This is a genomic window from Bartonella sp. AD13SXNS (assembly GCF_042196465.1).
Taxonomy (GTDB): Bacteria; Pseudomonadota; Alphaproteobacteria; order Rhizobiales; family Rhizobiaceae; genus Bartonella.
This window is the reverse complement of record NZ_JBHIQI010000001.1, coordinates 210,902-233,371: the sequence shown is the minus strand read 5'-3', so window position 1 is coordinate 233,371 and position 22,470 is coordinate 210,902. Positions and strand designations below refer to the sequence as shown.

Annotated in this window: 21 protein-coding genes; 11 read left to right on the top strand and 10 right to left on the bottom strand. The window is 35.4% G+C overall.

Going from position 1 to position 22,470, the window contains the following annotated elements:
* Positions 1 to 3: 3 nt before the first annotated feature.
* The 4 genes from sucC to ACFIMQ_RS00800 form a co-directional block, all read right to left on the bottom strand.
* Positions 4 to 1,200, bottom strand: a complete 1,197-nt coding sequence (sucC, locus tag ACFIMQ_RS00815; RefSeq protein WP_375615682.1) for an ADP-forming succinate--CoA ligase subunit beta — start codon at positions 1,198 to 1,200, stop codon at positions 4 to 6.
* 91 nt (positions 1,201 to 1,291) lie between these two features.
* Positions 1,292 to 2,254, bottom strand: a complete 963-nt coding sequence (gene mdh / locus ACFIMQ_RS00810; protein WP_375703198.1) for a malate dehydrogenase — start codon at positions 2,252 to 2,254, stop codon at positions 1,292 to 1,294.
* Positions 2,255 to 2,542: 288 nt separating this feature from the next.
* Entirely contained in the window at positions 2,543 to 3,742 is a 1,200-nt protein-coding gene (zapE, locus tag ACFIMQ_RS00805; protein ID WP_375615755.1) for a cell division protein ZapE, read from the bottom strand.
* Positions 3,743 to 3,840: 98 nt separating this feature from the next.
* Positions 3,841 to 4,386 carry an AprI/Inh family metalloprotease inhibitor gene (locus ACFIMQ_RS00800; RefSeq protein ID WP_375615680.1) on the bottom strand — a complete coding sequence of 182 codons (546 nt, stop codon included), beginning with the start codon at positions 4,384 to 4,386 and terminating at the stop codon, positions 3,841 to 3,843.
* Positions 4,387 to 4,611: 225 nt separating this feature from the next.
* Between ACFIMQ_RS00800 and dapF the strand changes: the two genes are divergently transcribed.
* The 6 genes from dapF to ACFIMQ_RS00770 all read left to right on the top strand — a co-directional run bounded on the left by dapF (position 4,612) and on the right by ACFIMQ_RS00770 (position 11,052).
* The gene (gene dapF, locus ACFIMQ_RS00795; RefSeq protein ID WP_375703197.1) at positions 4,612 to 5,463 is read left to right on the top strand and encodes a diaminopimelate epimerase; all 852 of its coding nucleotides are present in this window, start codon (positions 4,612 to 4,614) and stop codon (positions 5,461 to 5,463) included.
* On the top strand, positions 5,463 to 6,746 hold the full coding sequence (mtaB, locus tag ACFIMQ_RS00790; protein ID WP_375703196.1) for a tRNA (N(6)-L-threonylcarbamoyladenosine(37)-C(2))-methylthiotransferase MtaB: 1,284 nt from the start codon (positions 5,463 to 5,465) through the stop codon (positions 6,744 to 6,746). The genes dapF and mtaB overlap by 1 nt, the downstream gene beginning before the upstream one ends.
* A 14-nt stretch (positions 6,747 to 6,760) precedes the next feature.
* Positions 6,761 to 8,017 (top strand): signal recognition particle-docking protein FtsY, encoded by a 1,257-nt coding sequence (gene ftsY / locus ACFIMQ_RS00785; protein ID WP_375703195.1) that lies wholly within the window; start codon positions 6,761 to 6,763, stop codon positions 8,015 to 8,017.
* Complete coding sequence (locus tag ACFIMQ_RS00780) at positions 8,014 to 8,700, top strand: septation protein A (RefSeq protein ID WP_375615676.1); 687 nt, start codon at positions 8,014 to 8,016, stop codon at positions 8,698 to 8,700. Before ftsY ends, ACFIMQ_RS00780 begins: the two co-directional genes overlap by 4 nt.
* Before the next feature lie 62 nt (positions 8,701 to 8,762).
* Positions 8,763 to 9,524 carry a hydroxyacylglutathione hydrolase gene (gene gloB / locus ACFIMQ_RS00775; RefSeq protein ID WP_375703194.1) on the top strand — a complete coding sequence of 254 codons (762 nt, stop codon included), beginning with the start codon at positions 8,763 to 8,765 and terminating at the stop codon, positions 9,522 to 9,524.
* Positions 9,525 to 10,569: 1,045 nt separating this feature from the next.
* Positions 10,570 to 11,052: a hypothetical protein gene (locus ACFIMQ_RS00770; RefSeq protein ID WP_375703193.1), complete on the top strand. Its 483-nt coding sequence runs from the start codon at positions 10,570 to 10,572 to the stop codon at positions 11,050 to 11,052.
* Between the two features lie 9 nt (positions 11,053 to 11,061).
* Here the strand turns inward: ACFIMQ_RS00770 and ACFIMQ_RS00765 are convergent, their stop codons facing one another.
* The 6 genes from ACFIMQ_RS00765 to rho all read right to left on the bottom strand — a co-directional run bounded on the left by ACFIMQ_RS00765 (position 11,062) and on the right by rho (position 18,028).
* Positions 11,062 to 11,958 (bottom strand): ParB/RepB/Spo0J family partition protein, encoded by an 897-nt coding sequence (locus ACFIMQ_RS00765; RefSeq protein WP_375615674.1) that lies wholly within the window; start codon positions 11,956 to 11,958, stop codon positions 11,062 to 11,064.
* Positions 11,959 to 11,997: 39 nt separating this feature from the next.
* Positions 11,998 to 12,795, bottom strand: a complete 798-nt coding sequence (locus ACFIMQ_RS00760) for a ParA family protein (protein WP_375703192.1) — start codon at positions 12,793 to 12,795, stop codon at positions 11,998 to 12,000.
* A 6-nt stretch (positions 12,796 to 12,801) separates the two neighbouring features.
* On the bottom strand, positions 12,802 to 13,449 hold the full coding sequence (rsmG, locus tag ACFIMQ_RS00755; protein WP_375703191.1) for a 16S rRNA (guanine(527)-N(7))-methyltransferase RsmG: 648 nt from the start codon (positions 13,447 to 13,449) through the stop codon (positions 12,802 to 12,804).
* Positions 13,449 to 15,317 (bottom strand): tRNA uridine-5-carboxymethylaminomethyl(34) synthesis enzyme MnmG, encoded by a 1,869-nt coding sequence (gene mnmG / locus ACFIMQ_RS00750; protein ID WP_375703190.1) that lies wholly within the window; start codon positions 15,315 to 15,317, stop codon positions 13,449 to 13,451. The genes rsmG and mnmG overlap by 1 nt, the downstream gene beginning before the upstream one ends.
* A gap of 106 nt (positions 15,318 to 15,423) precedes the next feature.
* The gene (mnmE, locus tag ACFIMQ_RS00745) at positions 15,424 to 16,731 is read right to left on the bottom strand and encodes a tRNA uridine-5-carboxymethylaminomethyl(34) synthesis GTPase MnmE (protein ID WP_375703189.1); all 1,308 of its coding nucleotides are present in this window, start codon (positions 16,729 to 16,731) and stop codon (positions 15,424 to 15,426) included.
* A 31-nt stretch (positions 16,732 to 16,762) separates the two neighbouring features.
* Positions 16,763 to 18,028 (bottom strand): transcription termination factor Rho, encoded by a 1,266-nt coding sequence (rho, locus tag ACFIMQ_RS00740; protein WP_375615670.1) that lies wholly within the window; start codon positions 18,026 to 18,028, stop codon positions 16,763 to 16,765.
* Positions 18,029 to 18,580: 552 nt separating this feature from the next.
* Between rho and ACFIMQ_RS00735 the strand changes: the two genes are divergently transcribed.
* Genes ACFIMQ_RS00735 through dnaQ form a run of 5 tightly spaced genes read left to right on the top strand, consistent with a single transcriptional unit; the run spans position 18,581 to position 22,175 of the window.
* Entirely contained in the window at positions 18,581 to 19,405 is an 825-nt protein-coding gene (locus tag ACFIMQ_RS00735; protein ID WP_375615669.1) for a pyruvate, water dikinase regulatory protein, read from the top strand.
* Positions 19,406 to 19,417: 12 nt separating this feature from the next.
* Complete coding sequence (locus ACFIMQ_RS00730) at positions 19,418 to 20,014, top strand: Maf family nucleotide pyrophosphatase (protein ID WP_375703188.1); 597 nt, start codon at positions 19,418 to 19,420, stop codon at positions 20,012 to 20,014.
* Positions 20,007 to 20,879, top strand: a complete 873-nt coding sequence (locus ACFIMQ_RS00725) for a shikimate dehydrogenase (protein WP_375615667.1) — start codon at positions 20,007 to 20,009, stop codon at positions 20,877 to 20,879. The genes ACFIMQ_RS00730 and ACFIMQ_RS00725 overlap by 8 nt, the downstream gene beginning before the upstream one ends.
* Positions 20,876 to 21,463 (top strand): dephospho-CoA kinase, encoded by a 588-nt coding sequence (coaE, locus tag ACFIMQ_RS00720; protein ID WP_375615666.1) that lies wholly within the window; start codon positions 20,876 to 20,878, stop codon positions 21,461 to 21,463. Before ACFIMQ_RS00725 ends, coaE begins: the two co-directional genes overlap by 4 nt.
* Before the next feature lie 4 nt (positions 21,464 to 21,467).
* A complete protein-coding gene (dnaQ, locus tag ACFIMQ_RS00715; protein ID WP_375703187.1) occupies positions 21,468 to 22,175 on the top strand; it encodes a DNA polymerase III subunit epsilon in 708 nt (235 codons plus the stop codon).
* Positions 22,176 to 22,470: the final 295 nt, after the last annotated feature.

The following is a 22,470-nucleotide window of genomic DNA, read 5'->3' as shown; positions in this document are numbered from 1 at the left end:
AACTTACGCTCCCTTCACGGCTGCAACAATTTTTTGAGCAGCATCATCTAAATCATCAGCAGGAATAACATTCAAACCACTATCATTGATAATCGCTTTTCCCTGCTCAACATTAGTGCCTTCAAGACGAACAACCAAGGGAACCTTTAAACCAACCTCACGAACAGCAGCAACCACACCTTCAGCAATGACATCACAACGCATAATACCACCAAAAATGTTAACCAAAATGCCCTTAACATTTGGATCGGCCGTAATAATCTTAAAAGCAGCTGTCACCTTTTCCTTTGATGCTCCACCACCAACATCCAAAAAATTCGCCGGCTCAGCTCCGTAAAGTTTAATGATATCCATTGTTGCCATAGCAAGACCAGCGCCATTGACCATACAACCAATTGTGCCCTCAAGAGCAACATAAGCAAGATCATGCTTTGAAGCTTCGATTTCTTTTGGATCTTCTTCTGAAAGATCGCGCAATTCTAAAATATCTGGATGACGAAATAGAGCATTATTATCAAAAGAAACTTTCGCATCAAGAACGCGCAAGTGACCATCTTTCATCACAATAAGCGGATTGATTTCTAAAAGGCTCATATCTTTTTCACAAAATGCCTTATAGAGAATCGGAAAAAGCTTTTCACCATCTTCCCGTGCACTATCGCGCAATTCCAATGCATCACAAAGCCTTGCACAATCATCAGAAGTAACACCCTCTACAGCATCAATAGGCAGCGTGAATATTTTTTCTGGTGTCTCTTCAGCAACTGTTTCAATATCCATTCCACCTTCTGTTGAAACAACAAAAGCAATCCGACCAACGCTACGATCAACCAAAAGTGAAAGATAAAGCTCCCGTTCAATATCGGCACCATCTTCAATATAAAGGCGATTGACCTGCTTACCCTCTGGACCTGTTTGTTTTGTTACCAACGTTTTCCCAAGCATTTCTTGAACATTTGCAACAACTTCTTCAACAGATTGTGCAAGCCGAACACCACCCTTTGCATCAGAACCAAGTTCTTTAAACTTACCCTTACCACGACCACCAGCGTGTATCTGACTTTTAACCACATAGAGAGGTCCGGGTAATTTTTTTGCCCATTTTTCAGCTTGCTCTACAGAATAAACAGCAACACCATTTGCAATTGGTGCTCCATATTCATGAAGCAGACGTTTGGCCTGATACTCATGGATATTCATGCATTTGTCCTTTTCTTTTATGGATTATTATTAATCCTAAAGTTATAATATTCTAAATACTTTAATTTTAATGAACAAAATCCTGTTCAATTTACTTGAGACTAGGCACAAGAGCAATACAAGCTTCACAAAGCTTTTTAACCGCATTTACTGAATAATCAAAAGCATCTCTTTCCTCTTTATCAAGATCAATTTCAATGACCCGTTCAACACCACCTGCACCAAGTACAACAGGAACACCAACGTATGTATCGTTAACCCCATATTCCCCTGAAAGATAGGCTGCAACAGGCACAACACGCTTAGTATCCTTTAAATAGGCTTCAGCCATACAAACAGCAGAAGCTGCTGGTGCATAATAAGCAGAACCTGTTTTTAACAAACTAACAACCTCTGCACCACCATCACGGGTACGTTGAATAATTTGATCAATTCTTTCCTGTGTTGTCCAACCCATTTTAACAAGATCAGGCAAAGAAATACCACCAACTGTTGAATAACGCACCAAGGGCACCATTGAATCACCATGCCCACCTAAAACAAAAGCTGTCACATCTTTGACAGAGACTTTAAATTCTTCAGATAAAAAGTAACGAAAACGCGCTGAATCCAGAATACCAGCCATACCAACCACTTTATGCACCGGAAGACCTGAAAATTTCTGCAATGCCCATACCATTACATCAAGGGGATTTGTAACACAAATAACAAAAGCTGAAGGTGCATATTTTTTAATTCCAGCACCAACTTGTTCCATAACTTTTAGATTAACACCCAAAAGATCATCACGGCTCATACCAGGTTTCCGTGCAACCCCTGCTGTTACAATAACAACATCAACCCCTTCAATTGCATCATAAGCATTTGCCCCTTTTAAATGAACATCGAAACTATCAACAGGTGAGGACTCAGCAATATCAAGAGCTTTACCTTGTGGTACACCTTCTGCAATATCAAACAAGATAACATCACCAAGCTCTTTAAGCCCAATAATATGTGCCAAAGTACCACCAATCATACCTGAACCAATGAGAGCTATTTTTTTTCGTGCCATTTTATTTTTTCCTAACTTTTAGACAATCCAGCGCACACTCATTTGCGTCCGTATACTGAATATTTTTGACTTCAACCATATTTAAACAATATCATAAAAAGGAGTAAAGAAATGAAATTTACAAATTTCTCTCTTCACAAAAACAATAACCCTCCGCACAAACAACTATTAGAAAATTATCATGATGTATCGATAAAGTGAATTTTAAAAAAATACAACAGAATTATTGCATATCTTTAATTTCAAAGAGTTATTATTTTTACAGTTTACGTAAAGGTAAAAGTATAATCAACGCTTCTTCTTCAAAAGAAAATGTTCTTCCCAAAGTTTCAAATAATCGTGACTTTGCATTTCAAAAAGACGTGACTGTGTTCTTTGAAACTCAAATGTTTCCGTGATCTGCGCATGCCCCTTATACAAATGCTCCACATCTGCTGCTGCAGACATAAATAATCGTATGTGGCGCTCATAAAGAATATCAATAAGCAAAATAAACCGTTTTGTTTCATTGCGACATGTATCATCCATAACCGGTACATTATCGATAAAAATCGTATGATAACGCTCGCCTAATACCAAATACTCAGCCGCTGCCAAAGGCTGTACACACAAATCTCGATAATCAAAGCGTGCACATCCCGCACCAAAACGCGGAATAGGAATAAGGCGCCCTTTTATAGAAAGCTCATCAGATATCTCCTTATTTCCTTGCAATACAAGTGCCCATGCTTGATCCATGCATTCATCTGCTTTTTTCCCTAAAGGTGTTACATACACAGGCTGTAGATTTGATTTTTCAAGACGATAATCTGTTTTTGCATCAAGATTAACAACACAAACATATGCTTTCAAAATTTGAATAAAAGGCAAAAAGAGTTCGCGATTTAAACCGTTATAATAAAGGTTATCGGGCGCCACATTTGAAGTTGCAATAAAGAAAATTCCTTTGTCAAACAAAGCAGAAATAAGCCGCCCCAACACCATAGCATCAGCAATATCTGTTACACTAAATTCATCAAAACAAAGCACCTTTGCTTCTCGTGCAATATCTTCAGCAACAGCTAAAATAGGATTATCTTGTTTAGATTTTGTACGCCCAGATGCTTGACGATAAAAATTAATGCGCTCATGCACATCAGCCATAAAGTCATTAAAATGGGCGCGCTTTTTATGACCTTTCGGCAAACAAGAAAAGAACAAATCCATCAGCATGGTTTTGCCCCGTCCTACTTCACCATAAATATACAGCCCCTGAAAAGATCCATTTTCATCCCCTTGTTTTGCAACACGAGCAATATTTTGTTTTTTCCTTTTAAGTATTCTTTTTAAAAAAGACCAAAATACCCAAAACCAAGGACGAGAAACATTTTGTTCCTCAATTTTTTTTAATAAATGATCAAAATGCTCTGTTACAACTAATTGAGCTGGATCAAAACAAACTTCTCCTTCAGAGACCAACTCCTTATAGCGTGTTGAAACGAGAATCATCCAAACAACCTTTTTCAAACCGTTCTCAATGAAAAATACAAATTCTTTTCACGAATCTGTTTCTATAACTTACTTTTTCATAAACGGTCAAAAATGATCTAACGGCTTAAAACAACATGACGATCGTCAAGTGTACGTCCCTCAAAACGATCAACACTTGAAGAATAAAGAGCAACGATAACACGTCCAGAGTTATTATAAAAATATAATTTTTTTCCTTTAACCGCCCACGATCTTACTTGAGAAACAATCCCTGGACAGTGTAAAGGACCAGCACGGTACCCTTGTCCAAACTTTGTTTGTGGCGTCGCAATTCGGCAAACCTTACCCCCCATAGAAAGACTCCATACCCCAGCAATACTTGCAGGAAATAAATCAGTGGCATTGCTTGGCAATTCGAGACTAACCATTCGTCCATCACTCTGAGAATCTCCTTTTTCATACATCGAAGTATTTGCATCTTCAGATATCGACGAAGAAGCAGACGACAGATCAGACGCTTCCAATATTGTCGTTTGTTGAGATGGATAAAAAACTTCTAATGCGTTACTATTGTCATTACTACCAAACCGCGCTGTTGAACATCCCTCTAAAAGCATTACAGTTGATAGTGCAACGAAAAACGAAATTTTTGAAAACGACATATCTGTACTCTCTCCCACAGCAATAAATAAGCTTATAAAAAATCAAGTGAATATTTGTTATAGTTACAAAGATAAATTAACAAATGAAAAAAAACAGGATTAAAATTACTTATTTTAAATGAAATAATTTATATACCCAGTTTTATATTTATTAAACACTAGAAATTTATAAGATTTTCAGTCATATATCCCTTAATAAGTAATCATTAGAAATAGAGAAATTTCATGAAAACGCCATTTAGCAAAATGGACGGTCTTGGAAATCAAATTATTGTTGCGGATATGCGTGAAAGCGCACATGCTTTTACACCACAAGCAATCCTTGCTTTATCGGTAGATCCCGAAATGCATTTTGATCAAATCATGGCTATCCACACACCAACCCAGAAAGAAGCTGACTTCCGCATCGAAATATGGAATGCTGATGGTTCGAAAGCTAAAGCTTGTGGCAATGGTACCCGCTGTGTTATTGCATGGCTCACAGACCACAATTTTGGTGAAAATTTTCGTTTAGAAACCCCTGCTGGCATTATTGAAGGAAAACGCCAAACCGGCAATCTTATCTCTGTTGATATGGGATGCCCAAATTTCAATGCAAAAGAAATGCCTGTTTCACGTGAAATCATTGATACCAATCACGTAGAAATTACGGCTGGTCCTCTAAAAGATGCTTGCCTTATATCCATTGGCAATCTCCATGCTATCTTTTTTATTGAAAATGATATTCAACATTTTCCTTTAGAAAAATATGGACCCAAACTTGAACATGATCCCCTGTTTCCAGAACGGTGTAATATTTCCATTGCTTGCATAACGTCAAAGAAAAGTCTAAATTTACGCACATGGGAGAGAGGGGCAGGATTAACACAAGCATGTGGGAGTGCTGCTTGTGCAAGTGCTGTGGCTGCTTATCGTCGTGGACTTACAGAGCGCCATGTTGATGTGAATTTACCAAAGGGAACACTTAATATTTTTTACCGAGAAGACGATCATATTATCATGACAGGACCAATAAAATATCAATTTAGTGGTTTTTTAAGCCCTTTAACAGGGTGCTACAAAAAGGATCACTCCTGATGGCAGTAGAAATTGTAACTTTTGGTTGTCGACTCAATAGCTACGAATCGGAAATAATTCGCAAAGAAAGCACTTCTTCAGGGCTAGACCAGCTTAAAGATGGTGCTATTATTTTTAATACCTGCGCTGTCACTGCCGAAGCCGTACGACAAGCAAAACAAGCTATCCGCAAAGCGCACCGTGAAAATCCTCATGCGCGCATAATTGTAACAGGATGTGCAGCCCAAACAGAAGCACAAAATTTTGCCTCAATGACAGAAGTGGATCTCGTTTTAGGAAACGAAGATAAACTTCACGCCCATTCTTATCGTCAACTTCCTGATTTTGGTATTAACCATTCCGAAAAGGTGCGTATCAATGATATCATGGAAGTGAAAAAAATTGCTCCACATATGGTTGGTGCAATGCAAGAACGTACCCGCGCTTTTGTACAGGTACAAAACGGATGCGATCACCGCTGTACATTTTGCATTATTCCTTATGGACGTGGACCATCTCGTTCAGTTCCCATGGGTGCTGTCATAGAACAAATTAAAAAGCTGACAGATGTGGGTATTCAAGAAGTGGTCCTTACAGGTGTTGACCTTACAAGTTATGGTCACGATCTGCCTGGAAAAGCAAATTTGGGAAAATTAACTTCAGCAATCTTGCATCATATTCCTGACTTAGCGCGATTACGCCTCTCATCTATTGACTCTATTGAAGCAGATGAAGAACTCATAAATCTTTTAGCCTATGAAAAAAGAATCATGCCACATTTGCATTTATCCTTGCAAGCAGGTGATAATATGATTTTAAAACGGATGAAACGACGACATTTGCGTGAACATGCCATTCAATTTTGCCAAGAATTGCATGCCAAACGTCCTACAATGGTTTATGGTGCCGACTTAATTGCTGGTTTTCCTACCGAAACAGAAGAGATGTTTCAAAACAGTCTTGCTTTGATTAAAGAGTGTAATTTAACCCACCTACATGTCTTTCCCTTTAGTCCAAGAGAAGGAACACCTGCCGCACGTATGCCACAAATCAACCGTAAAATAGTGAAAATGCGTGCTGAAAGACTGCGTAAAGCAGGTGAGGAAGCTTACCAAAAGCATCTTGCTCATTTAAAAAACAGTCAACAAACAATTCTCGTTGAAAAAGATGAAATCGGACGAACGGAAGATTATACTCTTGTACAAATTAAAGGTGTAAAAGCAGGAACAATTGTTCAAGCCCTTATCGTTGACCATGATGGCGATAAATTAATTGCTGTCCTTCCAAAATTAAACGCTGCTTGAACAGGAAATTTCTTATGACAAAATCTTTTATAAAAAAAATATTTTCTTTTAACAAATCTAAAGAGCAGGAAATGGAACAAATTTCTATTCCTGATAAAAGCGATATCATAGAAAAAAAGAAGGACAAAAATGAAAGAACAAAAAACAACGAAATCTCTATAGATACAGAAAAAGAAGAACAAACAAAAAATCAAAAATCAACACCTACAAAGTGTGATAAAAAATCACCACCTTTAGAATCTCATTCTGATAAAGCTCCCCTTTCCCCTTATGGCAAAATTATTGTCACAAACACCATCCGTGAAAAAAAGGATGAAGAAATTTTGTCTGAATCCTCTGTTGAACAAAAAAAGACAGCGTGGTTTGGACGCCTTAAAAAAGGTCTATCGCTTTCTTCACAACGCCTAAGCGGATCAATTAGTGACCTCTTTGTTAAAAGAAAACTTGATGAAGCTACACTGCAAGAGCTCGAAGATATTCTGATTCAAGCTGACCTCGGTGTAGAAACGGCAACGCGCATCACGAATACTTTAGCTTCCAGTCGTTATGGAAAAGACCTCTCTCCAGATGACATTCATACTATTGTAGCTGATGAGATCAAAAAAGTTCTGGAACCTGTTGCAATACCATTAGAACTTGATCTCAGCCATAAGCCTCATGTTATTTTGCTAGTAGGTGTAAATGGCACTGGAAAAACGACAACTATTGGAAAACTTGCAGCCAAATTAACAGCAGGGGGATTAAAAGTTATGCTTGCAGCCGGTGACACTTTCCGAGCCGCAGCTATTGAGCAACTGCATATTTGGGGTGAACGTACTGATTCTCCTGTTATTTCTACAAAATTAGGTGCAGATGCTGCAAGTTTAGCCTTTGATGCTTTTGAGAAAGCAAAAAAAGCAAACAGTGATGTATTAATTATTGATACAGCAGGACGTTTACAAAATAAATCTGAATTGATGGATGAGTTAGCAAAAATTATTCGTGTTTTAAGAAAACACACCCCCCAAGCGCCCCATACAATCCTTCAAACACTTGATGCAACGACCGGACAAAATGCACTTAACCAAGTGGACATTTTCCGTGACATTGCTGGTGTTAATGGTTTGGTCATGACAAAGCTGGATGGAACAGCACGAGGAGGAATTCTTGTCGCTATCGCAGCAAAATATAAATTACCCGTTTATTTTATCGGTATAGGAGAAAATATTGAAGACCTTCAACCCTTTTCTGCTTCTGACTTTGCCGAAACTATCGCAGGAAAACATGTATGAAACAGCCTTTATCTAACCCTAATTCACATAATAATTCTGAAAAAAATGTGAATAACAATAAAAAAACGCCCCTTTCACCAACACTTAAATTTCTTTTAGAAATGGGACCATTGGTCGCCTTCTTTTTTGCCAATTATAAAGGAGAATGGTTGATAAAAAACATTGAATTTTTTCAAAATTTTAGCAAGCCTATTTTCCCTGCAACAGCTATTTTTATGGTAGCAATTATTATTTCTCTAAGCTTATCATGGATCCTTGCAAAACAAATTCCTATTATGCCTCTTATTTCGGGAATATTTGTTCTCATTTTTGGTTTTTTAACTCTCTGGCTTCATAATGAAACTTTCATAAAAATGAAACCAACAATCATTAATAGCTTATTTGCTTTGATACTTTTTGGTGGAATGTTTTTTAAAAAACCGCTTTTGCGTTATGCTCTTGACTCTACCTTAAAACTTGATGATTTAGGCTGGCAAAAACTGACCTATCGTTGGGCGTTTTTTTTCGTTTTTCTTGCTCTTTTGAATGAAATTATTTGGCGCAATTTTAGCGATAATTTTTGGACGAGTTTCAAAGTTTTTGGCGTCATGCCTATAACAGTTCTTTTCATGCTTACCCAAATGCCTATCATTATAAAACATTCAAAAGGACTTTTTACAGAAGAGGACAAATCTGATTCTTAAAAAACTTACCATTACAAATTATTTCATAGATTCATTACGAAACACTGTTCAGGAGAAAAAACATGTTGATTGAACAGTTTATCTGTCGAGAAGATAATTTTGGTGTGCTCATTCATGATGAAAAAAGCGGTATGACAGCCGCAATAGATGCTCCAGAAAGCAAAGCGATTCATAACGCTTTAAAGCGCCGCAATTGGACACTTAACACTATTTTTGTGACTCACCATCACCACGACCATGTAGAAGCCCTAGCAGAATTAAAGCAAGTTTACAATGCTATAGTTATTGGACCAGAAGCAGAAAAAGACAAGATTCACCATCTTGATCAAACACTTCACCATGATGAAAAACTTTTTTTTGGTTCTCACACACTTTTAGCTCTATCAACACCTGGCCATACGCTAGGAGCGCTATCTTACTATTTTCCTGAAAAAAAATTACTGTTTGCTGGAGATACGCTTTTTTCACTTGGTTGTGGACGTCTTTTTGAAGGAACAGCTGCACAAATGCTAAATTCTTTAAAAAAACTTCGTAAACTTCCAGATGAAACACTCCTCTATTGTGGACACGAGTACACAAAAAATAATGCTCTTTTCGCGCTAACAATTGACCCACATAATAAAAAGCTCCACCAAAGAGTAGAAGATGTTTTTTTATTGCGCGCAAAAAATGCCATGACTCTTCCTGTCACTTTAGGGCAAGAAAAAACAACAAATCCCTTTCTCCGCTGGGATGACGGTACGTTGCGAAAAAAACTTGCAATGGAAGAAGAAACAGATGAAGAAGTTTTTGCTGAAATTCGAAAAAGAAAGGATAATTTTTAATCATGTTTAAATTTCTATTGTTCTTTTTCTTTTTTTTCCCTTTTGTATCATATGCTCAAGAAAAAAAATAAGAAATAGATAATTTTTCTCTTACATCACATCTTATTGCAAATTATCCCTTAACAGAAGAACTTCTTTTAAAGCTGGAAAAAATTGAAAAAGAATGTAAAAATTCACCTCCAAAAACAAAAAATGATCTTATCACTTATGATTCTAATATTCACTCTAGTACTGAAAACTACACTTCTTATATTTCTAATAAACCAAAACTTGTGAATATTTAAAAAAAATAATATTACTCCTAAAGAGTTTTCTGCTGGGACCTTAGCACTTAAAGAAATATCAACACTTCTTGTATTTGTACCTGAAAAGGAATATTCCACTGAAAAGAATATTATATGTTCTAAACAATTTTGAATTTGTTAAAAAATATTTTTACAAAATAACGACTCTTTTAGGAGACTGTCAAAAACTCATTTTGAGTAACTAATCAGTTATGAGACGTCGAAAAATATCAATACGTTTCTATAATAAGTCAATGTATTGATTTATAATGATAATTCACTATTTTATACATTGAATCGATAAAACACATTACAAGTGAGGAGAGTTGTGTGGAGTGAAACTCTACAATAAAAATACCTTTGATAAATAGTCTTAAGTACCAAGGATTTTGAGTACATTGAGAACTGGCAGAATGTGTGATGATGCGGCTTATTTTTTCATAAGCCATAAATATAGAGAAGCTCTGTAATTTTATATTATTCATGGAGCTTTATTCTTTATACCATTTCGCAGACACCGTCCAGAAATAGACTTGAAAGCGCAAAATGCTCTTTTAAAACAAGTGCATAAATTAGCAATCCAATGGCGTCCTATTCTTCATTAGAGGCATGACTTTATTTAAATAATCATCATATTTTCAACATTCCGAATAATTACCTTATATTCCTATTATATTTATAAAATGATTTCTCTAAAAATAAAGAGCTACAGATGAGAAGTTTTTTGTTAAAATTCGAAAAATAAAGGATAATTTTTAATTATGTTTAAATTTCTATTGTTCTTTTTCTTTATTTTCCCTTTTGTATCATACGCTCAAGAAACAAAACAAGAGACAGATAAGCCTTCTTTTACATCACCTCTTATTGCAAATTATCTCTTAACAGAAGATCTTCTTTTAAAATTAGAAAAAATTGAAAAAGAATGTAAAAATTTATCACAAAATTTAAAAAAAACACATACAAAAAGGTATAGCACCACTGATAGTGATAGTATTGAAAATGATATTGCCTACATTTCTAATAAACAAGGACTCGTAAATATTTTAAGAGAAAATAATCTCACACCAAAAGATTTTATTATTGCTCTCCGTGCACTTCAAGCAAGCTTGATTGTGCTAACAAATGAAGAGAATTCTACTTATGAAAAAAACGCTATATCCTCAAGCAATATAGAATTTTCTAAAAATCATATGTATAGAATGATCAAAATTTTAAAAGGTAATTGTGAAGAAAATTCTTTTTAGAATAATTAGTTAACTTTGTAAACGTCGACAAATTTCATCTAATTGTTCTAATGAAGAGTAATGTATTTTTAAATCTCCACCTTTTTTACCATGGCGAATAATAACTTTCATTCCGATCACATCTGCAAGTAACTTTTCTAAAGATTTTGTTTCTGTATCTTTCTCTATAGTAGTACGTTTTTTAGTTTTAGGATTAGCTTGTTCATATGCAAGTATTTCTGTTTGACGTACAGAAAGCCCTTCACGTATAATTTTTTCAGCTAAATCTTGTGGATTATCCACGGTTATAAGGCAACGAGCATGACCTGCTGAAAGTTTTCCATCCGTTAAGAATTGTTGTACTTTTTCTGGAAGTTTTAATAAACGAAGCGTATTTGCAACATGACTACGACTTTTTCCAATAACTTGTGCTAAATCTACCTGCGTATAATCATGTTCATTCAAAAGCATCTCATATCCTTTTGCTTCTTCGATAGGATTAAGATCTGCTCGCTGAACATTTTCAATAATAGCCAATTCCAAAGCGGTTTTATCATCCACATCACGAATAATAACGGGTAATTGGCTTAAATTTGCACGTTGTGCAGCACGCCAACGCCGTTCACCCGCGATTAATTCAAACCGATGAGGATGATCTCTTAAAGGCCTTACAATAACAGGTTGAACCACACCGTGCTGACGAATTGATTGTGCCAAATTATCAAGTTCTGTTTCTGTAAAATGACGCCGAGGATTGTGAGGATTACGTGAAATAGATTCAAGTGGAACAAATCGTTCAGAAATGCTACCGGATTCATTTAATTTATCAAAGCTTGATGAACGTGCAAGATTGTTGTTTAAATTGATATCTCCAATCAATGCTGCTAATCCACGTCCTAGTCTTTTTTTTGAGAGATCATCATTCATAACTTTTCTCTTTGAATTTTTAGATTATTTTTTATATTTTTAAGCAGCAGCCCGTGCTTGTTTTTCACGTTGAATCACTTCTGATGCTAGACGCAAATAAGCTTGACTTCCAGCACATTTGAGATCGTAAAGCAATACGGGTTTACCAAAAGAGGGCGCTTCTGATACTCTTACATTTCGTGGAATAACAGTACGGTAAACTTTATCTCCCATAAAAGAGCGTACATCTTCAACAACTTGATTTGAGAGATTATTACGTCCATCATACATTGTTAGAACAATTCCTTGGATTTCTAAAGATGGATTAAGGACGGATCGCACCTGTTTTACTGTTTCCAGTAATTGACTTAAACCTTCAAGTGCGAGAAATTCGCATTGCATGGGTACCAAAACAGAATCTGCAGCTCCCATAGCATTGAGTGTAAGAAGATTAAGTGATGGTGGGCAATCAATTAAAACATAATTGAATTTTTTTTCCATTTCCGGATCATCATAGAGAGCTTTACGTAAGCGTTGTATGCGATCTTGTGACGAAGAAATTTCCATTTCCACGCCTAAAAGATCAAGTGTAGAGGGAACTATATGAAGATTAGGTACTGCTGTTTTTAAAGCCGCTTGTGTAATTGAAACACCTGAAACCAGAACATCATAAGACGATAAAGGACGACTATTACGATCAATTCCCAAGCCTGTACTTGCATTACCTTGTGGATCAACATCCATAATAAGGACACTTTCACCAATAGCCGCTAAAGCTGTTGCAAGATTAATTGCTGTGGTTGTTTTTCCGACTCCACCCTTTTGGTTTGCAATAGCGATAATTCGTGTTTCGCTCATTTTGCTTTACCCTCTATATGATCGAATATGAGAAATTTCCAAAATAACAGAATTTTCATCAACTTTACTTTTATGTTTTAACAGATCAAAGTGCCAATTGGCAGAGGCATTTTTTATTTCTGTAGCGTAATCCCGACCTTTTTGCAAAAGAGCGACTGTTTTTTCTGTTAATAAAGGAAAAATAAGCTGTAAAAGATTATTGAGCGGCGCTAATCCTCGGGCCGTTATAATATCAGATATAGGAATTTTTTGATATACATCTTCAATTCTAGCGTGATAAACCGTTGCTGGAAGATTAAGTTGGGCAATAACTGTTCGCAAAAAAGCGACTTTTTTTCCATTACTTTCAACAAGATTGATATGTCCTGCTTTTTTTTCTTTTAGAAAGATAGCAATCACAATTGCGGGAAAACCTCCTCCTGACCCTAAATCACACCAATGTAAAGAATGACTATACAAAGGAAAAATTTGTGCTGAATCTAAAATATGCCGTGTCCATAGATCTGGTATTGTTGCAGCAGATATCAAATTAATATGTGCATTCCATTGAAGTATTAAAGACTCAAACTGAATTAAATTTTCCATCGTTTCACGTGAAACAGAAGGTATAATATTTAATAGTTGTTGATATTTTTGTTCTGTAGAAAAATTCATTAAGCTGTTTTAGCCTTTTCACGTCGTTGACGTTGAATATATGTAATAATAAGTGATAACGCAGCGGGTGTCATGCCATCAATTTTTTGTGCATCAGCAATTGAACGAGGCGATACTTCTTGAATTTTTGATTTAAGTTCATTTGAAAGACCTGAAATTGCCTCAATATTAAGAGAAGAAGGAATTTCTAAACGTTCATCTCTTTGAAGAGAGGCAATATCTTGTGCTTGTTTATCCAAATAAACCGCATATTGTGCTTCAATTTCTAAAGCCTCAACTGTTTTAGAATCAATTACTTGTAATTGTGGCCATAAATGTGAAAGACGCTCTAAAGTCATATGAGGATAAGCAAGAAAATCATACGCCGAACGCCGAATTCCATCATGGTTAACGTGTAATCCATGAGCAGAAGCTTCATTAGGTGTTAAAAAAAGATTTTGACATATTGATCGTGCTTGATCAAGCCGTTGTTGTTTTTTCTGATAACAATCCCAACGCACTTTACTCACAATACCCCATTCTTTTGCCAAAGGTGTTAAACGCGTATCAGCATTATCAGATCTTAAAGATAAACGAAATTCAGCACGTGATGTAAACATTCTATAAGGTTCACAAACACCACGTGAAACCAAATCATCAATCATAACACCAATATAAGCAGTAGAACGACTTATAAGTATTTCATCTAATTTACCTACCTTGCGTGCAGCATTTAATCCAGCTAAAAGACCTTGTGCTGCCGCTTCCTCATATCCTGTTGTGCCATTAATTTGTCCCGCTAAAAACAAACCTGGTAAAGAGCGTACTTCCAAACTTCTCGTTAATTGTTGAGGATTAACAAAATCATATTCAATAGCATAACCAGGTTGCAAAACTGTAGCATTTTCCAATCCTTCAATGGTTTTTAATAAAGAAATTTGTACATCTTCAGGAAGAGAAGTAGAAAGACCATTTGGATAAACAGTATCATCATTTAATCCTTCTGGTTCTAGAAAAATCTGATGTCCATCACGTTCCCCAAATTTAACGATTTTATCTTCAATTGAGGGACAATAACGTGGTCCTAATCCTTCAATATTTCCAGAATATAAAGCAGAACGATAGATATTTTCGCGAATAATTTTATGTGTTTGTGCATTTGTACGCGTTATTGCACATTCAATTTGTGGCTGTTTAATTTTCTCTGTTAAAAGAGAAAAGGGAACGGGATTTTCATCTGCTTGTTGTTTTTGGAGAGTTTCCCAAGCAATTGTTTTTTTACTCAGACGAGCAGGGGTTCCTGTTTTTAATCGTCCAAGTTTTATATGATAATTTTTTAAATGTTCAGCAAGTTTGACACTTGACTGATCTCCCATACGGCCAGCAGCCCATGTTTTATCACCAATATGAATAAAGCCATTTAAAAACGTACCTGTTGTTAAAACAACAGCGCCAGAAAAAAATGTTCCTTGTTTTTTTAAAATTACACCTGATACACAATTATCTTTAACAACCAAATCAAGTACTTCATCCTCAATAAGAGTAAGATTTTCTTGTTCTTTTAAAAGTTTTTGAATTGCTTTTTTATAAAGTTGTCTATCTGCCTGTGTCCGCGGTCCTCTTACTGCCGGTCCTTTACGTCTATTAAGGAGTCTAAACTGAATTCCAGCAGCATCTGCTGCTCTTCCCATGAGACCATCTAACGCATCTATTTCACGAACAAGATGCCCTTTTCCAAGACCACCAATAGCAGGATTACACGACATTGTTCCCAGTGCTGATATTTTATGTGTAATAAGTGCTGTTTGTGCTCCTATACGCGCTGAAGCTGAAGCTGCTTCACAGCCAGCATGACCACCACCAACAATGATAACATCATATGATTGCATTTAATTCATTCCATAGAGAATATTCTAAGGTTTCACGTGAAACAAGATATAAATTACATAATCTTTATAATCTGTCTATGAAATAATCAATGTTTCACGTGAATCATTATTTACCAATACAAAACTCTGAAAAAATGATATCAAGTAAATCTTCAACATCAATATCTCCCGTAATTTTTCCAAGAAAATCACTTGCACGACGGAGATGTTCTGCACGTAAACTGAGATCAAAAGAATGATAATTGAGAGAAAATTCAATCTCTTTAACAGCTTCTTTTAATAATTGAAGTTGCCTTTTACGCGCCGGAACAAGATTTCCAATTTCACAAGCACGATGATGGCAAAATAATTCAAGTTCTTTGATAAAAGAATCAAAATTTAAACCAGTTAATGCGGAAAATTGTATAGACCAACACTGGTCGTTTTTTTCATAAAGATCAAGCTTATTACCAACATGCCATATTTCAGCCGATGTTTCTGGTAAATCAACTTGCTTAGGATTTCCTATATCATAAACCAAAATAACCAAATCAGCTTCTCTAACATGCTGTTTAGCAACTTCTATTCCCATCTGTTCTATTTTATTTTCTGTTTTTCTAAAACCAGCAGTATCGGTTAAAAAAACAGGTAAACCACCAAGAATAATTCTCATTTCTAAAGCATCACGGGTTGTTCCTGCTTCTTCCGTTACAATAGCAACAGATCGTCCTGAAAGACGATTCATAATACTTGATTTTCCAGAATTTGGGGCACCTGCAATAACAATTTTTAATCCATCACGTAAAATACTTGCACGCTCTCCTTCACTAATATGTTTTCGAAGAGAAATACAAAGATCTTCTACATCTTTCCAAACTTTATCAGATATTGCATCAGGAATATTTTCTTCATCGACAAAATCAAGTTCTGCCTCAATAAAAGCACGAACCTTCATAAGCTTATGGCGCCAATCACGATAAAGTTTTGTTAAATGTCCACTTGTCCCCATAACAGCTAAACGACGCTGGCTTTCTGTTTCTGCTTCTATTAAATCAGCAAGTCCTTCCGCTTGAACAAGATCTAATTTTCCTTCCATAAATGCACGACGTGAAAATTCACCTGCCTCTGCAATACGGCATCCGGAAAATGTAGATAATTCATCGAGAAAACGATTAACAACTGCTTTTCCTCCATGCAAATGGAATTCTGCACAATCTTCTCCCGTAAAACTATGAGGAGCAGGAAAAAAAACAGTTAAAGCAGAATCTAAAAAACTGCCATCACGAGCTATGAGATTTCCATAATGCATAAAGCGTGCTTTAGGTAAACAACCACAAAGCGTTTTAACTATATCCACAACATGAGGACCAGAAAGCCGAATGACTGCAACCCCTGAAGGTAACAATCCACTCGAAACAGCAAAGATTGTATCCACAGGTTCTATCCTAATAAAAAACTTAATGACTCTATGTATTCATTGAATCAAAAAATTCGCTATTGTTTTTTGTTTGCTTTAACTTATCAATCAAAAACTCAATTGCATCTGTTACATTCATAGGTGCTAAAATACGACGAAGAACAAAAATTTTATGTAAATCTTGTCGTGCGACCAGAAGCTCTTCCTTACGCGTTCCTGACTTTAAAATATCCATAGCAGGGAAAATTCGCTTATCAGCAACTTTACGATCAAGAACAATTTCCGAATTACCTGTTCCTTTAAATTCTTCAAAAATAACCTCATCCATACGGCTACCTGTATCAATCAAAGCCGTTGCAATAATAGTCAAAGATCCGCCTTCCTCAATATTACGTGCTGCACCAAAGAAACGTTTTGGACGCTGTAGAGCATTTGCATCCACACCCCCTGTCAAAACTTTACCTGAAGAAGGAACAACCGTATTATATGCACGCCCAAGACGTGTAATAGAGTCGAGAAGAATAACAACATCACGCCCATATTCAACGAGACGTTTGGCTTTTTCAATGACCATTTCTGCCACTTGCACATGACGTATTGCAGGTTCATCAAAAGTAGAAGAAACCACCTCTCCTTTTACTGAACGCTGCATATCAGTAACCTCTTCTGGTCTTTCATCGATTAAAAGAACAATGAGATAACATTCAGGATGATTAGTGGTAATAGAATGAGCAATATTTTGAAGTAAAACTGTCTTTCCCGTCCGTGGTGGCGCGACAATTAGTCCCCTCTGTCCTTTTCCCAATGGAGATATCAAATCAATCACACGTGATGACATATCCTTCTCTGTAGGATCTTGTATTTCCATTTGGAAACGTTCATTTGAATAAAGGGGAGTAAGATTATCAAAGTGAATTTTATAACGGATCTTTTCAGGTTTTTCAAAATTAATTGTATTAATTTTAAGGAGAGCAAAATAACGTTCCCCTTCTTTTGGACTGCGTATAAGCCCTTCAATAGTATCACCTGTTTTTAAAGAAAACGACTGAATTTGTGCAGGTGAAAGATAGATATCATCAGGCCCAGGAAGATAATTAGCATCAGCAGAGCGCAAGAATCCAAATCCATCTTGTAAAACTTCAACAACACCTTCTCCTATAATTTCTACATCTTGTAGGGCTAGTTTTTTCAAGATTGCAAACATTAATTCTTGTTTACGCATAAGGGAAGCATTTTCAACTTCTAAAGTTTCAGCAAAAGAAACAAGTTCAACTGGTTTTTTGCTTTTAAGTTCTTGTAGTTTCATTTTTTGCATGAAATATGCTCTTTTAATTAAGAAGAGGATTACCCTGAACAATTTATGGAGATTTTATGAATGAAATATTCTTTAAGAAAAAATTATTTTACACTCAATTTTTTTAATCTGCAAGTACCATTTATATGAAATTTATTTGTGTAATATCAAGTAATTGTATAAAAATTTTAAAAAACATAAAATCCGAACAGTATTTAATTATTTCGTAAGAAAAATATGAATAAAATCTATATCACTAATGAAATGCTATTCAAAAGAATTTTTTATTAATAAATTTATATTTAAAAGAGGATTCTTATTATTAAAGACTGTGGTTAATGTGAATTATTATTTATACTGTATTTATCCTCAATTTTATCCACAAAATAGAAGAAAAAAAGAATATAAATAACACTATCTTAAAGATATTATCCCCTCTTTTTTTTATAATAGGTGTTTGATTATCACAAGCATTTGATTTGTGCATAATAATGGAGAATTTTTTCTAAATTTTAGTTTTATAAAAAACAGTGAGGGTATATACACATATCTTAACAAGGAGTTAAAATTTTTGTGACAAAAGAAAAAAAATCCTTTCATTTACACATGCTTTCTGATGCAACGGGGGAGACATTAATTTCTGTTGGGAGAGCTGTAGCATCCCAATATGCAATGTGTCAGGCAACAGAGCATATCTATCCTATGATTCGTAATAAAATACAGTTGCAAAAAGTTCTTGATGAAATACAACAAGAGCCAGGTATTGTTCTTTACACAATGATTGATGAAGAACTTAAACTACTCCTTCAAAAAAAATGCAAAAAAATAGAAGTTCCCTGTATTGATATATTGTATCCTGTTTTAAATGCTTTTCAGTCTTACCTTGGAATGCCAACTCATTTACGTGTTAGTGCACAACATGATCTTAATGCAGATTATTTTCGTCGTATTGAGGCACTGGATTTTACAATAGAGCATGATGATGGACAGTCTTCCAGTAGCTTATCTGAAGCGGATGTAATCCTTGTAGGAATTTCAAGAACCTCTAAAACGCCAACAAGCATCTATTTAGCAAATCGCGGAATCAAAACGGCTAATGTTCCTCTTATTCCAGGAATTGATTTGCCAGAATCTCTTTTAGAGGTAAAAAATTCTTTAATTATTGGTTTAATTGCTTCAGCTGAAAGAATCTCACATATTCGTCAAAATAGAGATTTAGGAGAAGGTTTTGCTCTTGATAATTATACTAATCGTATCAACATAGCTGAAGAATTAATCCATGCAAAACGCATTTGCGAACGTTTTGGTTGGCCTATTATTGATGTCACAAGGCGCTCTATTGAAGAAACTGCTGCTGCAATATTTGAACTTTTATCACGGTTTCGTGAAGGAAAATGAGAGAAAATCCTCATGGACGCAGATACGTTAATATTAGCATCTCTTAGTTTTTATCGTGCACAGTTGTTGAAAAAGGCAGGTTTAAATTTTTTAATTGAAGGTGCTTCTTTTGATGAGAGAGAAGTGGAAAAAACAACAAAAGAAAAAACACCCAAAGAACTTAGCTGTTTTCTTGCAAGTGCAAAAGCAAAAAATGTTTCAGATCGTTTTCCTGATGCTTTCGTTATTGGTTGTGATCAAGTTCTTGATTTGGAAGGTAAAGTTTTTCATAAAGCAAGAAATATTAAGGAAGCACATCAACGTTTATGTGAGTTATCAGGAAAAATCCATTCTCTTCATAGTGCGGTAGCTTTATTTAAAAATGGTCAAAAAATTTGGGTTGAAGCTTTTAGTGCACATATGTCCGTCCGTTTGCTCTCGTCAGAATTTATTGAACATTATTTAGCACGCATAGGAAAAGATGTTTTAAACAGCGTGGGAGTATATCAAATTGAAGGAGAAGGGATTCATCTCTTTGAAAAAATTGAAGGAGATTTTTTTACCATTGTTGGTTTACCTTTACTGCCTTTACTCATAAAACTGCGCCACTTAGGAATTATTGATGGTTGACTTAACAATAAAAAAAACAAATTATCCGCGTGCTTTTGTTGTTGGTTCTCCAATTCATCATTCAAAATCGCCAAAAATTCACAATTTTTGGCTTAAACAATATGGTTTACAAGGAGAATATCTTGCACAGGAAGTAACATCCGAAGAATTTAGTCATTTTATTGTTTCTTTACAAAAAATGGGCTTTTGTGGAGGAAATGTTACTTTGCCTCATAAACAAGAAGCCTTTCGTTTAGCAGATTATAAAGATGAGAGAGCAACAATGATTGGTGCTGCTAATACACTTTGGTATGAAGGAGATAAGCTTTGTGCCACGAATAGCGATGCCTATGGTTTTAGCGCTAATCTTGATGATTTTGCATCTGATTGGGAAGGGGAAACAGCTCTTGTTTTTGGAGCAGGTGGTGCCGCACGCGCTATCCTATATGCTTTAAAAAAACGCGGATTTGAACAGATTTATTTGATTAACCGTACAAAACAACGCGCTGATAATTTAGCTCAGCATTTTGGAAAAATCATTAAAGTTTACGATTGGCATAAAATCCATGAAATACTTCATCAAGCTGATTTGATTGTTAATACAACCTCTATAGGCATAAAAAATCCAGAAGAAAAAAGAGATTCTTTTTTTTGTGATTTTCATAAAGCAAAAACAACGGCATTAGTAACAGATATTGTTTATACACCATTGATAACTCCTTTTTTACAACAGGCAAAGGCTTGTGATCTCAAAACGGTTGATGGGCTTGGGATGCTTCTACATCAGGCTGTTATAGGATTTGAACGGTGGTTTGGAATAAAACCACAGGTAACAAAAGCGTTAAGGACAGCCATTTTAGAGGATATGAGTGAAGAAAAAGAATGAAAATTATAGGATTAACCGGATCAATAGCTATGGGAAAATCAACAGTTGCTGATTTTTTCAGACAAGCGGGTATTTCTATTTTTAGTGCTGATGAGGCGGTACAACAACTCTATAAAAGTGAGCCAGTTTTGCCACTCATAGAGCGTATTTTTCCTGGAGTTGTTGAAAACGATGAAGTTAATCGTTTGAAACTTTCTGAAATTTTGATTGATGATAAGGAAAAATTACAAACATTAGAAAAAATAATTCATCCTTTGGTGCAAGAAAAAGAAAGAGAATTTATTGATACAGCGCGCAAACAAGGGGAAAAATTAGTTATTCTTGATATTCCACTTCTGTTTGAAACAAATGGTGAAAATCGTGTAGATAGCGTTATTGTTGTTTCTGCTCCACCAGAAATACAAAAAGAACGTGTAATGATTCGCCAAGGTATGAATGAGAAAAAATTTGCCTTTATCAATGCCCAACAAATGCCAGATGAAAAAAAACGAGAACGTGCTGATTTTATTATTGATACAGGGAAAGATTTAGAAAATACCCGTCAACAGGTTTTTGATGTGATAAAAAAATTGCTAAAGAATTAAAATCATGCGTGAAATTATTTTTGATACAGAAACAACAGGTTTAGATAAAGAGAAAGATCGCATAATCGAAATTGGTTGTGTAGAAATGGTTGATCGTTATCTTACAGGGCGCCAATTTCATGTTTATTTAAACCCTGAAGGCGTTATTATTCCTGATGAAGTTGTAGCAATTCACGGATTAACCAATGAACGCCTAAAAAACGAGAAAAGTTTTAGTGATATTGTTGATGAATTTTTGGAATTTATTAATGGCGCGACAATGATTGCGCATAATGCGAGTTTTGATATTGGTTTTATTAATGCAGAATTAAAACGCGTCAATAAGCCGCTCATCAGTGTTGATAATATTCTTGATACATTGGCTATGGCACGGCGTAAATTCCCTATGGGCCCTAATTCTCTTGATATTTTATGCAAACGCTTTGGAATTGATAACAGCCATCGTGTTCTTCATGGTGCTTTACTTGATGCAGAGATTTTGGCCGATGTTTATATTGAATTGATTGGTGGAAAGCAGGGCATATTGGGTTTTTATAACAGAAAGAGTGTTGATGAACATATTCGAAGTGACAAAGATATGCCTTATGCAGTTAAATTTCGCCCACAGGCTTTACCTTCAAGATTGAGTGCGCAAGAAAAAAGCTTGCATGCTGATTTTATCAATAAAATGGGTGAAAAAGCTCTGTGGAATAACTTCAAAGTTTATGAATAATATTCTTATCTTTTCTCTAAACAAGCTATTTAAGGTTAAAAATATAAAATTATGGATACCAAAAAAACGGTCGTTGTGGGGAGGGGAACACCACAACGACCTTGTCGCTACATTGTACCTCAGCTATCATAGGAGGAGCAAAATGAAAGCTATTAATCCTGTAACAGCAAAGAAAAGCTCTAGGTACTTAATATAAAGTGCAACGACTTCATGTCTTATGGAAAGAAAAAATGGCTTTTTAGAGGCAAAAATAAAATAAAAATGAAAAAAATATATACAGGTAATTTGTTTTTTA